Origin of the sequence: Pasteurella oralis, from assembly GCF_002850605.1 — a bacterium.
GTDB classification, from domain to species: Bacteria; Pseudomonadota; Gammaproteobacteria; order Enterobacterales; family Pasteurellaceae; genus Pasteurella; species Pasteurella oralis.
The window spans coordinates 189,687-203,539 of the sequence record NZ_NXGB01000001.1 but is presented as its reverse complement, the minus strand read 5'-3'; the positions used below and the strand labels follow the sequence as shown (position 1 = coordinate 203,539).

Below are 13,853 nucleotides of genomic sequence, written 5' to 3'. Positions count from 1 at the left end.
TATTTAGAGTTATTTTTGATTATTCAATGATGATAAGTTTTTCATCAAATTCAACTGGTTCACCATCATTGATTAAAATCGCTTTGACCACACCCGCTTTATCTGCTTCGATACGGTTCATCATCTTCATGGCTTCTACAATACAAAGCGCATCACCTACTTTCACGCTTTGCCCCACTTCGACGAACGGTTTCGCTTCAGGGCTTGGGCTGCGATAAAAAGTACCTACCATTGGTGAACGAATTGCATGACCTGTCACAGTTTCACTTGCCACAGGTGCTGCTGGTGTTGGCACACTTGGTGTTGCTGCTACAGGTGCTGGTGCCGCAACTGGTGCTTGCACAGGTACACTATATTGCACAGCTGTCGGCGCAGCAGAACCACGATTAATGCGAACAGACTCTTCTCCTTCGGAGATTTCGAGTTCCATAATGCCTGATTCTTCTACTAATTCGATAAGCTTTTTAATTTTACGAATGTCCATAATCTATGTCCTAACTTATTATTTTTTGACCGCACTTTTCTATCACTCCGGTGTCATATTCCAGTGCAAGTTGGTTAATTCTACATCTCGTGCGAGAGATTACCTGAAAAAGAGTAACTTTGCGATAAAATTCTGCAAATTTACGTTATTTTCTTTAATCTAACGTGTTTTAAACAGAAAATCTCGTGCAAACTGTAATGCAAATTCATATCCCTGAGCGCCTAAGCCACAAATAACTCCCTCAGCCACATCACTAAAATAAGAATGGTGACGGAAAGCTTCACGCTGATGAACATTCGAAAGATGTACTTCGACAAAAGGAATCGCAACCGCTAATAAAGCATCGCGTAATGCAATACTCGTATGCGTAAATGCGGCTGGATTGATAATAATAAAATCCACTTGTTGAAAACTTTGATGAATTTTCTCAATCAATTTTTCTTCACTATTGGATTGAAAACAGTCTAACTGCAATTGATACTGGTCTGCTAATGCATGTAAATGCTGTTCAATTGCAGATAAAGATAAACGCCCATAATGCTTAGGCTCGCGTGCCCCTAACATATTCAAGTTTGGACCATTTAACAGCAAAATTCGTGATTTTTGCGCCATAATGCTTTCCTAATTTTAAAACTTAAAAATTATAACTGCTTTTTCTAAAATAACAGTAATTCGCTGGTCTTATCAGTCCATAGCTAAAGGTTCGACAAATTCTGAATCCAACCCAACTAATGGCAAACTCGAACCCTGCCATGCGCGAACTAATTGGTAGTCCATTAAATCTAGTGTATCCAAACCAGGCACCGTATTTGGTGTATATTGTTGAGCAATACGTGCTAATTGTGTCAACCCCAAACTACTTTCAATTGAAGAACTAATGACAGCTTTTAAACTGCATTGGTGGGCTTGTTCAATTAATTGGATACAGCGTTGTAACGAACCAACTAATGTCGGTTTTATCACAAGAGCTGCTAAATTGGCTTGTTTTTCTACACAAAAATCTGGTTCACGCACAGTTTCATCCCAAGCAATAGCGATACCTGTATCTTGTGCAAATTGCAAGCTTTCTGCTGGCGTTTTACAAGGTTCTTCTAAAAATTGGATACGTGCACGATGTTCAGGCTTAACATATTTGGCAAACATTTGTGCTTTAGTCAGTGTCCAGCTACGATTTGCATCAAGTCGTAACTGTAAATCTGGAATGGCTTCTAATAACATATCTGCAATCAAACCATCGCGATTGGCTTCATACATACCCACTTTTATTTTAGCTACTTTCTCACCTTGCATTTGATTAAGTGGCGCATAAAGTTCATCAGGATCGCCATAGCACAGTGGCGCAACTTGATAATTGCCAGCTTCACCAAGCAAGCCTTTCATTTCAGCCAACGCACAACTTAATCCAAATGCCACTGAAGGATATAAATGTTCTAACGATAATTTATTTGTCGTCATAGTCCATTCTTTTAACCAAGTAACCGTTTGTTCAAGTGCCTGCTCTAACGTTTCTTGACTAAATTCAGGTAAAGGTGCAATTTCGCCCCAACCTTGTGCATCATCACAACAAACTTGAACCAAAAGCCCTTCACGCTTTTTCAAAAAACGATGGCGTAAAATCAGCTGACTATCGACAGGAATTGAATATTTATATAAATGAAATGTTCTAACCATTATTATTGTTCACATATTTTTGTCACTTCATTGTAGTGACCACCATAATCTAAGCATCTATCTTTGGCATCATTGCTTAACACAAACATTCCACCTATAAACAATAGGACAACGACAAACATCATGATTAAGCTATAAAAAAAGATTTTTTTCCAAGAAAACATAGACTTCATTCCTTATGTGTTGAAAAGTGCGGTCAAAATTTACTAAATTTCAACCACACTAGATAATTATGGATTACGTTTAAACTTACTAAAATCAGGTGCACGTTTTTCATTAAAAGCATTACGCCCTTCTTGTCCTTCTTCAGTCATATAGAATAACATAGTGGCATTACCTGCAAGTTCTTGTAAACCCGATTGACCATCACAATCCGCATTTAAGGCGGCTTTTAAGCAACGTAATGCGATTGGGCTATTGCGCAGCATTTCACGACACCAACGTATGGTTTCTTTTTCTAAATCAGTATAAGGCACAACAGTATTCACTAAGCCCATTTCCAACGCTTCTTTAGCATCATATTGACGGCATAAGAACCAAATTTCACGCGCTTTTTTCTGACCAACAATACGCGCCATATAGCTTGCTCCCCAGCCGCCATCAAATGAGCCCACTTTTGGTCCAGTTTGACCAAAAATTGCATTTTCTGCAGCAATCGTTAAATCACAAATCATATGTAACACATGACCACCACCGATTGCATAACCTGCAACCATCGCAACGACAGGTTTCGGACAAGTGCGAATATCACGTTGAAAATCCAATACATTTAAATGGTGTACACCACTATCATCTTTGTACCCACCGTAGTCACCACGTACTTTTTGATCACCGCCAGAACAAAACGCTTTCTCTCCTTGTCCTGTTAAAACAATCACACCAATTTTTTCATCAAAACGCGCATCTGAAAAAGCCTGAATCATTTCTTTTACTGTTTGAGGACGAAAAGCATTACGTACTTCAGGGCGATTAATAGTAATTTTAGCAATACCATCAACAGATTTATGATAAAGGATATCCGTATATCCTGTACTGCAATCTTGCCATTCAATCGGTGCATAAAGTACATCATCTTTTGGATTTTGCATGATAAATTCCTTCAAATTGTTTTTAGTAAGACAAAGTGCGGTCATTATAGCGGAAGTTTTGACCTGCCGTCATTAATTCTTCATCGCACTTTTATCTGCTTATGCCTGTTCAAATAATACTTGATGCTTTTGTATTAGTAGGTTTAATTCAGGTTCAAACGTCATTTCATTTTTCGCACGTGCTAAAGCAAGTTGTGCCATCTCAAATGCAGCTTCTGCAATTGCAGGTTCTGATACATTACGCCAAATTCCCGCTAACACTTTCTGCATCACTAAATTAACTTCTAAAATACCTGCGCCATCACGAGATATAGGAGAAAATCCATCACGAATTAACTCGCAAAAATCAAGCGCTTTAATAGACAAACGATCATAACCCACATCATCAGATTGTGGCGCAATTTGGTCGTTTAACAACAATGACATCATTATCGTCATGACATTAATTGCCGTACCAGGATCATTCACTGCTGGGGATAATGCACGTTGTGCTGCTTCGCTTAATACAATAAATCCCCAATGTGGATCTTGCTCAAAAGTTCTTTCACGAGCAAAAACAAAACTCTGTTGTAATACCGCAATATCTTCCATCTCTCCATCAATTAAACAAAGTACTGTATCTGGTGTTATTAATTCACCGGGACGTACATTAATATGGATAGCACAATCATGCTGCTGCGCTTGAGATTGTAAAGTTTGCATATCAATATGTGTTAAATAGCCGCTACATCCTGCTCTTAGTGGCTTTGCGTAAGGGCTTAACTGACTGACTCGCGTTGCTTGCATACTTGGTGCTAAACGGTATTGGTGTAATGCTTTTGCAGTCACTTTTTCAATTTTACTTAGCGTATTCCCTAAGCGTCCTAATTGAGATAAGGTGTAAACCCAGCGAATCAAAGTGACAATTAAATAAGCTAATACGGCAACAGTACTAATAAACAAAATAAAACGCCCATTTTGCTCATAAAACTCCATACCCAATGCAGTTTTAGCAATAATGGCGTAAATAAAAGCACAAATGAAACTAGTGATAGCTGTGCGTGTATTCTGATCGCCCATCACTAAATCCGTCGCACGCGGTGTTGCATTACTTGCAGCAGAAACAAAGGCTGACACCATAATAGATAAAGAAAAAGTACTTACTGCAAGCATACTTGACGCAATCACATCCAATAAACCATCTAAGGTATCTTGAGTGATATCGGGTAGAATGCCTGCTTTTAATGTTCTTGCCCCCAAACGTAGCGAAAAAACAAAACTCACTGTAACTAACGCCCAAATCGCAGGCGTCACCCATAGTTGATTACTTGGTTTTTTCAATGTTAACAACCATTGGTACATCATAAGCAAGCTCCTCAATATATGCCTAAAAGATGACCAAGTTTACCTGAAAAGCTGCTTATTGTCAGGCAAGTAAAATTGCTCCATTTTGTTCGATTAAGCAAAACTTTGCTAAAATAGACCGCACTTTATTGAAAAGGCACAAAATGCGTACTACACACTAGAGATTACTCTTTATCCCCAAGCGACTTTCCCCTATAATAGAGCGTATTTTTCGATCTATTTTTAACCTAATTTTATCAAGAAACTATTATGACAAAATTCAATGTTAACACTTTTCAAGGTATGATCTTGGCGCTGCAAGATTACTGGGCGCAACAAGGTTGTACAGTTGTGCAACCTTTTGATATGGAAGTTGGAGCTGGGACTTCACATCCGATGACTTGTTTACGCGCTTTAGGTCCTGAACCAATGGCGTTTGCTTATGTACAACCTTCACGTCGTCCAACGGACGGGCGTTATGGTGAAAATCCGAATCGTTTACAGCATTATTACCAGTTTCAAGTCGTCATAAAACCCTCACCCGATAATATTCAAGAACTCTACTTAGACAGCTTAAAAATGCTTGGTTTTGACCCCACTCAAAACGATATTCGTTTTGTGGAAGATAACTGGGAAAACCCAACTTTAGGCGCTTGGGGGTTAGGCTGGGAAGTTTGGCTAAACGGTATGGAAGTCACCCAGTTCACGTATTTCCAACAAGTCGGCGGATTAGAATGTAAACCTGTTACAGGTGAAATTACCTACGGTTTAGAACGTTTAGCGATGTATATTCAAGGTGTAGACAGTGTGTACGATCTTGTCTGGTCCGATGGTCCATTAGGTAAAACCACTTATGGCGATGTTTTCCACCAAAACGAAGTGGAACAATCCACCTACAACTTTGAATACGCCAACACTGACTTCTTATTCTATTGCTTCGATCAATACGAAAAAGAAGCCAGCGAATTGTTAGCCTTAGAAAAACCGTTGCCATTACCGGCTTACGAACGCATTTTAAAAGCAGCACATAGCTTTAACTTGCTGGATGCACGTAAAGCGATTTCCGTGACGGAACGCCAACGTTATATCTTACGCATTCGTGCATTAACCAAAGGCGTGGCGGAAGCTTACTATGCAAGCCGTGAAGCCTTAGGGTTCCCGGGCTGTAAATAAAGTGTGGTTCATTTTCAGGTATTTTTATGATGAGCAAACCCGTTGTATTCTTCGCCAACCTCTGCCCTGATACTGCCCCATTTGTGGCAGAATTAGCGCGCTTAGAAGTGGACTATGAAAGCGTTGAAATCATGTCGTCTATGGCAAATTTCAAACGTTTTTTAACACTGCGTGATCAGCATCCCGCTTTTGAGCAAGCGAAAGAAAATGGCTATATTGGCATTCCGGCGTTGTTATTGGCAGACGAGCAAGTGATTCTCGATATTCTCCAGTTAAAAGACATTTTCGGCTAAAAATTAAGGAGCAAAAAATGAAACTCTGGCATTCCAACACCAGTCCTTATGTACGCAAAGTGATGGCGGTGATTAAACATCATCAGCTTGAGGATCAAATTGAATTACACACGATTCAATCTTCTTTTGATCCTAATTCACCGCACAATCAAGATAATCCGCTTGGGCGTGTGCCTGCATTACAACTGGATAACGGTGAATGGCTGTATAACAGTCATGTGATTTGTGAATACCTTGATCATCTTGGTGCACAAACTCAGTCAGAGAGTCATTTATTGCCTCGTAACAGCCAACGCTGGAAGGTATTGCAACTGCACGCGCTAACTGACGGCATTATGGAAAACACCTTGCCGATTATTTCCGAGCGTTTACTCCGCCCTGAAAACGAATGGTGGACTGCACGTCATCAACAATTAACCGAACGCAATATCCGCAGTTTCAAAGAGTTAGAACGTTATTTAGTACAATTCGGCGATGAACTGAATTTAGGCACCATTTCTGCTGTTTGCTTGATCGACTGGTACGCCTTACGTGGTGAAAAACTCGGTGTGAATTTGAAAGACATCGCACCACACTTAGTGCAATGGGCAATGGAGATGAATGAGAAATATACGGAACTGAACGAAACGCTGCCGAAATGAGTGATGCATTGATAGTATATATCTTAATGAAGCGAATAAAATAAAGGCACTCATTAGGCTACAAGTGCTATCAAATGAAATACCACTAGTTTTAGTTATATTGAAGATTTAGCAAAATCAAAGTGCTATAAATACTAAATTATGTCGACAAGGAGAAACTAAATGTTAGTCATTAATATGAAGGAAGACCTTGAAAGAGCTCTAAATAATAAAGAACCCAGTTTCATTATTGAGGGAGAATTAGCCGAAAAAATAAAAAAGGCCAAAAAGATTACCACAATCAATAAATTGACTTTAGTCGCATTTGCTATCGTCCTTGCCGTAGCATTCATCCCATCAGCGACTGACGAACTATTCGAAATAACAAGGGACACAATATTAATGGCTATCGGCATACTTATAGGACTTGAAATCGCGATTATATTGGCTGTTCTTTTTGGCGGAATGACTTTAGCTATGATGCTTTATAAAAATTATCATACTGAATTTGGAACAGATCTTAAAACAGAAAAAATAACAATTAAATGTACGAGAAAGAAATAGAATCTTGATATTTTTTAAAGAGAAACACAATGACAACACAAAACTTCCTCGCCGAGATCGGCACTGAAGAGCTGCCACCGAAGGCGCTCAAGAAATTAGCAACCGCATTCGCAGAGAATGTGGAATTCGAGTTAAATCAAGCTGGTTTAGCTTTTGAAAAAGCAGAATGGTTTGCGGCACCTCGTCGTTTGGCGGTGAAAGTGTTAGGATTAGCCACAGCACAACCTAGCAAACAAGTTGAAAAACGCGGTCCTGCGGTATCAGCGGCATTTGATAGTGAAGGTAAACCAACTAAAGCAGCTGAAGGCTGGGCGCGTGGTTGTGGTATCAGTGTAGATCAAGCGGAACGCATTGCCACTGATAAAGGTGAATGGCTTGTGCATCGTGCAACGATCGAAGGCCAACCGACTAAACATTTATTAAAAGATATTATCGCTAGTGCCTTAGCAAAATTACCCATTCCAAAACCTATGCGTTGGGCAGACAAAACCGTGCAATTTATTCGTCCTGTTCATACTGTCACTATGTTATTGGGGGATGAATTAATTGAAGGTGAAATCTTAGGCGTACAAAGTGCTACTACTATTCGTAGTCACCGTTTCTTAGGTGAACGTGAATTCCAAATTACTCACGCTGACCAATATCCACAACTGTTAGCGGAAAAAGGTTCAGTGATTGCTGATTTCAACCAACGTCGTGAAATGATTTTGGCAAAATCGCAAGAGAAAGCCACCGCACTTGGCGGCGTGGCGGATATTGAAGACGATTTACTTGATGAAGTGACTTCGCTTGTGGAATATCCAAATGTACTAGCGGCTAAATTTGAAGAGCGTTTCCTTGCTGTGCCTGCGGAAGCCTTGGTTTACACCATGAAAGGTGACCAAAAATATTTCCCTATTTATGACAAAGACGGCAAATTGTTACCGCACTTTATTTTCGTGTCGAACATCAATCCAGAAGACCCAAGCAAAATTATTGAAGGTAACGAAAAAGTGGTTCGTCCACGTTTAACCGATGCCGAATTCTTCTTCAAAACCGATTTAAAACAGCGTTTAGAAGATCAGCTTCCACGCTTAGAAATGGTGTTGTTCCAACAACAACTTGGTACATTACGTGACAAAACGGCACGAATTGAACAACTTGCGGGGGAAATCGCTAGACAGATCGGCGCAGATGAAACTAAAGCAAAACGTGCGGGTTTATTGTCAAAATGTGACTTAATGACCAATATGGTATTTGAGTTTACTGATACACAAGGCGTGATGGGTATGCACTATGCACGCCACGATGGCGAAGACGAAGAAGTAGCCGTTGCCTTAAATGAGCAATATATGCCACGTTTTGCTGGTGATGAATTGCCGAAATCGTTAGTCGCCAGTGCAGTTGCCTTAGCAGATAAATTCGATACGCTCACGGGGATTTTCGGTATCGGGCAACAACCCAAAGGCAGCGCAGACCCATTCGCTCTACGTCGTGCGGCATTAGGTGTGTTACGCATTATTGTTGAAAAGAACTTACCGCTTGATCTTGAAGAAATTGTGAAAAAATCCACCGCACTTTTCGGTGACAAACTCACGAATGTAAATGTAGTGGAAGAAGTGGTTGACTTCATGCTAGGTCGTTTCCGTGCATGGTATCAAGATGAAGGCATTGCGGTAGATGTCATCCAAGCAGTACTAGCTCGCCGTCCAACTCGTCCAGCAGATTTTGATGCTCGTGTACGTGCAGTTTCACACTTCCGCACTCTTGATGCAGCAGAAGCCTTAGCCGCGGCGAATAAACGTGTAAGCAATATTTTGGCAAAAGTTGAAGGTGAATTAACAGCAAACATTGATATGGCATTATGTGTTGAAATAGCTGAAAAAGTCTTAGCAGAACAAGTACTTGCTTTACAGACTGAATTAACCCCATTATTTGTCGAAGGCGAATATCAAACCGCGTTAGATCGCTTAGCTGCATTACGTGAGCCTGTAGATACCTTCTTCGATAATGTAATGGTGAATGCTGAAGATCAGAAATTACGCCAAAATCGTTTAGCAATCCTGAATAATTTACGTAATCTCTTCTTACAAGTTGCAGATATTTCATTACTTCAATAGTCAGTGTAATAAAACTTAAAAATAGCGCTGTTAACTCAGTGCTATTTTTTTATTCTTGAAGCAAAAAACTTGATAAAAATAAACCGCACTTTTATCGCCATAGCAAAAAGTGCGGTCACTTTTAAACAAATTTTGATGAATTACTTATTCAATTTGGCTTTATAAGTTGGGTTCATCAAGTTTTCAACTGACAGAATATCGTCAAGCTGCTCTTCAGTGAGTAAGCCTTTTTCTAGCACAACCTCTCTCACTCCTCGCCCAGTTTTCGCACAAATTTTACCGACTAAGTCACCGTTATGATGACCAATAAATGGATTTAGATAAGTGACAATGCCAATTGAGTTGAAGACATAATTTTCACAGACTTCTTTATTCACAGTAATACCATCAATACATTTATCACGTAAATTGACACAAGCGTTCGTTAAAATCTCAATCGATTCAAACATTGCCTGCCCAATCACTGGCTCCATTACGTTAAGTTGTAATTGACCTGCTTCCGCAGCAAAGGTCACTGTAGTATCATTACCAATCACTTTAAAGCAAACTTGATTCACCACTTCTGGTATCACTGGATTAACTTTTGCAGGCATAATTGAAGAACCTGCTTGTAGCTCTGGTAAATTAATTTCATTCAAACCAGCACGTGGACCTGAAGATAACAAGCGTAAATCATTACACACTTTAGATAATTTCACTGCAGTGCGCTTTAATGCACCATGTACCATCACATAAGCGCCACAATCTGATGTTGCTTCAATCAAGTTTTCAGCTAATGTACAAGGCAAGCCTGTTACTTCTGCAAGGTATTTCACCGCTAAAGGCGCATAACCTTGTGGCGTATTCAATCCTGTTCCAATTGCAGTTGCTCCTAAATTGACCTCAAGTAATAACTCGGCAGTACGAGTTAAATTACGTACTTCTTCATCAAGCAAGACAGAAAATGCTTTGAATTCTTGACCAACTGTCATTGGTACAGCATCTTGTAGCTGAGTACGCCCCATTTTTAAAATGTGAGAAAACTCTTTTGCTTTATTTTCAAATCCTTGTTGTAAATAAAGTACTTTCGCCACCAACTTCATAATGCTGTTGTATACAGCAATACGAAATCCTGTTGGGTAAGCATCGTTAGTAGACTGGCTAGCATTAACATGATCCATCGGATCTAAATACTGATATTCCCCTTTTTTATGACCTAAAATTTCTAATGCCAGGTTTGCGACAACTTCATTTGTATTCATATTGACAGAAGTACCTGCACCACCTTGATAAACATCGGAAGGGAATTGATCTAAACATTTGCCTGTTGTCAAAATTTCATCACAAGCTGCAACAATTGCCTTAGCAATCTTATCTGGAATTGCCCCAAGCTCACCATTTGCTAATGCTGTTGCTTTTTTTACCATAACCATACCACGCACAAATTCAGGGATATCTGAAATAACCGCATTTGAAATGTTAAAATTTTCTACCGCTCTTAAAGTATGAATTCCCCAATATGCCTCTGCTGGAACTTCACGTTCACCAAGTAAATCCACTTCTTTTCTTGTTGCCACCATTTTAATCCTCCATCTCGAGTATTGAACAAGTTGTCGCCTATTATAGGGAAATGAATATGCTAAAAATTTGATCGCGGTCACATTTTAACTGTCCACTCCACGACATATTTTTATCTTTCAGATTACTTTTTCTAATCTAAAAAATAGCTATATAAAAATTTATACATATAGATTTAATTAGGATAACAGAAATAGAAACAAAATAATTTGATCTTGTTAATACTTTGTTAACTTTTTTGTTTGAATATTATACAGAGCATGATAGATTGCCACTGGGCAAAATCATCGTAGCCCTTGTATCATGCTGAAAATAGAAGGACTAAATATGAATACAACACAACAACAAAAGAAAGGCAGTAAATTTCTGCATACTGTTGAGTGGCTAGGCAACATGCTGCCGCATCCTGTCACTCTTTTTATGATTTTTATTGTTTTACTATTAATTTCTTCCGCATTAGGTGAATATTTTGGGTTAGCAGTACCCGATCCTCGTCCTGAAGGTACTAAAGGTCGTGCAGCTGATGGCATGATTTACGTTGTCAGCTTACTGAACGCTGATGGCTTAAGCCGAATCTTAACTAATCTCGTCAAAAACTTTACCAACTTTGCGCCATTAGGCACGGTATTAGTTGCATTACTTGGAGTAGGTATCGCCGAAAAAGCAGGCTTACTCTCTGCCGTTATGCGCTTATTAGTGACTAAATCACCACGTAAACTAACGACTTTCACAATTGTATTTGCAGGGATTCTTCTCTAATACTGCCTCAGAATTAGGCTATGTGGTATTGATTCCATTAGCCGCAATTATCTTCCATTCACTTGGTCGTCATCCACTTGCAGGTCTTGCTGCTGCTTTTGCTGGGGTTTCTGGCGGTTATTCTGCGAATTTATTATTGGGAACTATCGATCCATTATTAGCAGGGATTACTCAACAAACTGCCCAAATTATTGATCCGACTTATACGGTAGGTCCAGAGGCAAACTGGTTCTTTATGGCAGCAAGTACTTTTGTGATTGCCTTCATTGGTTATTTCATCACTGAAAAAATCGTTGAACCACAGCTTGGCCCTTATAACAGTCATTTATCACAAGATGAAATCGATCTACAACATTCGAATGAAGTCACCCCATTAGAACGTAAAGGGTTAAAATATGCAGGCTTAGTATTTTTAATTCTTTGCGCATTACTTGCTTGGAGTGTTGTGCCTGAAAATGGTATCTTGCGTGATCCTAAAACTGGTTTAGTCACAGGCTCACCATTCTTAAAATCGATTGTTGCCTTTATCTTTATTCTATTTGCCCTACCAGGTACAGTATATGGTGTTGTCACCAAAAGTATTCGCAGTGAAAAAGATGTAGTCAATGCAATGGCAGAAGCGATGAATACATTAGGTTTATACCTGGTTATTATCTTCTTTGCTTCCCAATTCGTCGCGTTTTTTAACTGGACTAATATTGGTCAATATATTGCAGTAAAAGGCGCTAACTTCTTAAATGAAGTCGGCTTACATGGTGGCATACTCTTTATGGGCTTTATCTTAATTTGTGCCTTTATTAACTTAATGATCGGTTCTGCTTCTGCACAATGGGCAGTAACAGCACCAATCTTTGTACCAATGTTAATGTTAACGAGTTATTCACCTGAAATCATTCAAGCCGCTTATCGTATCGATGACTCAGTAACGAATATTATCACTCCGATGATGAGTTACTTTGGTTTAATTATGGCAACCGTAATTAAATATAAAAAAGATGCTGGTGTAGGTACATTAGTTTCAATGATGTTACCTTACTCAATCGCCTTTTTAATCGCCTGGTCAGCAATGTTCTTTATTTGGGTATTTGTACTAGGCTTACCAGTAGGTCCAAATTCACCGATATTCTATCCTGCACATCCTGCACAATAAAAAAATAAAATTCCTATTACTCAAGCTCACATAATTATGTGAGCTTTATTATTGCTACTTTATATAAAAGTGCGGTTGAAATTTTAAAAGTTTGATACCATCTATAAAATCAACATATACCGCGCTAATAAGGAAACAACAATATGCCACTGATTTTATTTATTCTCCTTGCCTTTCTATTTATCTATATAGAGCTATCACTACTCGTTTGGATTGGTTCTACAATTGGCATTTTAGGCTTAATTGCTTTACTTATTTTGTCTTCAGTATTTGGGTTATTAATGATTCGCGCACGAGGTTGGTATACCTTGCTTAATGTCCAAAAACAACTCTCTCGTGGTGAAATTCCTACTCGTTCATTATTAAAATCGGGAATTTGGATTGTTGCGGGTATCTTATTTTTTATCCCAGGTTTTCTGACCGACCTACTTGGGCTTGTTCTATTAATACCAGCAACAGGCTTATGGATAGAAAATCTGATTGCCAATAAAATTCAATTCTTCCATACTCGCTTTTTCCGTAAAACACAGCAAGGTTTTCAGCAAGACAGTAACGTATTTGAAGCAGAATATGAAAAACAAGTCGATGAAGATAAAAAAATAAAATAATTTCATTTTTCCCCTTGAAACCGATGAAATCTCCCACATATTAAGAAAACGTTTTAAGTAAAATAACTTTTTTAATTAAGGAGTAATTAAATGAATATTCGTCCATTACATGATCGTGTGATCATCAAACGTGAAGAAGTTGAAACTAAATCTGCTGGTGGTATTGTCTTAACAGGTTCTGCCGCAACAAAATCTACTCGCGCCAAAGTATTAGCAGTAGGCAAAGGTCGCATTTTAGAAAACGGTACAGTACAGCCTTTAGATGTGAAAGTTGGTGACACCGTCATTTTCAATGATGGTTATGGTGTAAAATCAGAAAAAATTGATGGCGAAGAAGTATTAATTATTTCTGAAAACGATATTTTAGCAATTGTTGAATAAAAGTAGGATGGGCTATAGCCCATCATTTAATTAAAGTGAATACGATGGGTTAAAACCCGTCCTACATAAATAAGGAAGATAAA

At 38.8% G+C, this 13,853-nt stretch carries 14 protein-coding genes and 1 pseudogene; 8 read left to right on the top strand and 7 right to left on the bottom strand.

Annotated features, from left to right (window positions below):
• Positions 1-19: 19 nt before the first annotated feature.
• The 6 genes from accB to C0975_RS01010 form a co-directional block, all read right to left on the bottom strand.
• A complete protein-coding gene (accB, locus tag C0975_RS01030; protein WP_101774547.1) occupies positions 20-484 on the bottom strand; it encodes an acetyl-CoA carboxylase biotin carboxyl carrier protein in 465 nt (154 codons plus the stop codon).
• 159 nt (positions 485-643) lie between these two features.
• Entirely contained in the window at positions 644-1,096 is a 453-nt protein-coding gene (gene aroQ / locus C0975_RS01025; protein ID WP_101774546.1) for a type II 3-dehydroquinate dehydratase, read from the bottom strand.
• Positions 1,097-1,168: 72 nt separating this feature from the next.
• Complete coding sequence (menC, locus tag C0975_RS01020) at positions 1,169-2,155, bottom strand: o-succinylbenzoate synthase (RefSeq protein ID WP_174674036.1); 987 nt, start codon at positions 2,153-2,155, stop codon at positions 1,169-1,171.
• A 2-nt stretch (positions 2,156-2,157) separates the two neighbouring features.
• A complete protein-coding gene (locus C0975_RS11300; RefSeq protein ID WP_167383013.1) occupies positions 2,158-2,319 on the bottom strand; it encodes a hypothetical protein in 162 nt (53 codons plus the stop codon).
• A 66-nt stretch (positions 2,320-2,385) separates the two neighbouring features.
• Complete coding sequence (gene menB, locus C0975_RS01015) at positions 2,386-3,243, bottom strand: 1,4-dihydroxy-2-naphthoyl-CoA synthase (protein ID WP_101774544.1); 858 nt, start codon at positions 3,241-3,243, stop codon at positions 2,386-2,388.
• Between the two features lie 99 nt (positions 3,244-3,342).
• Positions 3,343-4,587 (bottom strand): DUF2254 domain-containing protein, encoded by a 1,245-nt coding sequence (locus C0975_RS01010; protein WP_101774543.1) that lies wholly within the window; start codon positions 4,585-4,587, stop codon positions 3,343-3,345.
• 249 nt (positions 4,588-4,836) lie between these two features.
• On the opposite strand from C0975_RS01010, the gene glyQ reads away from it, so the two are divergent.
• The 5 genes from glyQ to glyS all read left to right on the top strand — a co-directional run bounded on the left by glyQ (position 4,837) and on the right by glyS (position 9,315).
• Positions 4,837-5,739 carry a glycine--tRNA ligase subunit alpha gene (glyQ, locus tag C0975_RS01005; protein WP_167383016.1) on the top strand — a complete coding sequence of 301 codons (903 nt, stop codon included), beginning with the start codon at positions 4,837-4,839 and terminating at the stop codon, positions 5,737-5,739.
• Positions 5,740-5,768: 29 nt separating this feature from the next.
• Entirely contained in the window at positions 5,769-6,032 is a 264-nt protein-coding gene (locus tag C0975_RS01000) for a hypothetical protein (RefSeq protein ID WP_101774813.1), read from the top strand.
• A 17-nt stretch (positions 6,033-6,049) separates the two neighbouring features.
• A complete protein-coding gene (locus tag C0975_RS00995) occupies positions 6,050-6,673 on the top strand; it encodes a glutathione S-transferase N-terminal domain-containing protein (protein WP_101774541.1) in 624 nt (207 codons plus the stop codon).
• 162 nt (positions 6,674-6,835) lie between these two features.
• Positions 6,836-7,216 carry a hypothetical protein gene (locus C0975_RS00990; protein ID WP_101774540.1) on the top strand — a complete coding sequence of 127 codons (381 nt, stop codon included), beginning with the start codon at positions 6,836-6,838 and terminating at the stop codon, positions 7,214-7,216.
• Between the two features lie 29 nt (positions 7,217-7,245).
• Entirely contained in the window at positions 7,246-9,315 is a 2,070-nt protein-coding gene (gene glyS / locus C0975_RS00985; protein WP_101774539.1) for a glycine--tRNA ligase subunit beta, read from the top strand.
• Between the two features lie 140 nt (positions 9,316-9,455).
• Here the strand turns inward: glyS and aspA are convergent, their stop codons facing one another.
• On the bottom strand, positions 9,456-10,874 hold the full coding sequence (aspA, locus tag C0975_RS00980) for an aspartate ammonia-lyase (RefSeq protein ID WP_101774538.1): 1,419 nt from the start codon (positions 10,872-10,874) through the stop codon (positions 9,456-9,458).
• Positions 10,875-11,199: 325 nt separating this feature from the next.
• Between aspA and C0975_RS00975 the strand changes: the two are divergent.
• The 3 genes and pseudogenes from C0975_RS00975 (at position 11,200) to C0975_RS00965 (ending at position 13,770) form a co-directional block, all read left to right on the top strand.
• Positions 11,200-12,781, top strand: a pseudogene (locus C0975_RS00975) (AbgT family transporter).
• A 143-nt stretch (positions 12,782-12,924) separates the two neighbouring features.
• Complete coding sequence (locus C0975_RS00970; RefSeq protein ID WP_101774537.1) at positions 12,925-13,389, top strand: FxsA family protein; 465 nt, start codon at positions 12,925-12,927, stop codon at positions 13,387-13,389.
• A 90-nt stretch (positions 13,390-13,479) separates the two neighbouring features.
• Positions 13,480-13,770 (top strand): co-chaperone GroES, encoded by a 291-nt coding sequence (locus tag C0975_RS00965; RefSeq protein ID WP_101774536.1) that lies wholly within the window; start codon positions 13,480-13,482, stop codon positions 13,768-13,770.
• The last annotated feature ends 83 nt before the right edge of the window (positions 13,771-13,853 follow it).

Excerpts from the sequence above, each read along its gene's own strand:
- C0975_RS01010 (WP_101774543.1), bottom strand. The coding sequence starts at position 4,587 with ATGATGTACCAATGGTTGTTAACATTGAAAAAACCAAGTAATCAACTA.
- C0975_RS00965 (WP_101774536.1), top strand. The coding sequence starts at position 13,480 with ATGAATATTCGTCCATTACATGATCGTGTGATCATCAAACGTGAAGAA.
- accB (WP_101774547.1), bottom strand. The coding sequence starts at position 484 with ATGGACATTCGTAAAATTAAAAAGCTTATCGAATTAGTAGAAGAATCA.
- menC (WP_174674036.1), bottom strand. The coding sequence starts at position 2,155 with ATGGTTAGAACATTTCATTTATATAAATATTCAATTCCTGTCGATAGT.
- aspA (WP_101774538.1), bottom strand. The coding sequence starts at position 10,874 with ATGGTGGCAACAAGAAAAGAAGTGGATTTACTTGGTGAACGTGAAGTT.
- C0975_RS00995 (WP_101774541.1), top strand. The coding sequence starts at position 6,050 with ATGAAACTCTGGCATTCCAACACCAGTCCTTATGTACGCAAAGTGATG.
- menB (WP_101774544.1), bottom strand. The coding sequence starts at position 3,243 with ATGCAAAATCCAAAAGATGATGTACTTTATGCACCGATTGAATGGCAA.
- aroQ (WP_101774546.1), bottom strand. The coding sequence starts at position 1,096 with ATGGCGCAAAAATCACGAATTTTGCTGTTAAATGGTCCAAACTTGAAT.
- C0975_RS00970 (WP_101774537.1), top strand. The coding sequence starts at position 12,925 with ATGCCACTGATTTTATTTATTCTCCTTGCCTTTCTATTTATCTATATA.
- C0975_RS11300 (WP_167383013.1), bottom strand. The coding sequence starts at position 2,319 with ATGTTTTCTTGGAAAAAAATCTTTTTTTATAGCTTAATCATGATGTTT.
- C0975_RS00990 (WP_101774540.1), top strand. The coding sequence starts at position 6,836 with ATGTTAGTCATTAATATGAAGGAAGACCTTGAAAGAGCTCTAAATAAT.
- glyS (WP_101774539.1), top strand. The coding sequence starts at position 7,246 with ATGACAACACAAAACTTCCTCGCCGAGATCGGCACTGAAGAGCTGCCA.
- C0975_RS01000 (WP_101774813.1), top strand. The coding sequence starts at position 5,769 with ATGAGCAAACCCGTTGTATTCTTCGCCAACCTCTGCCCTGATACTGCC.
- glyQ (WP_167383016.1), top strand. The coding sequence starts at position 4,837 with ATGACAAAATTCAATGTTAACACTTTTCAAGGTATGATCTTGGCGCTG.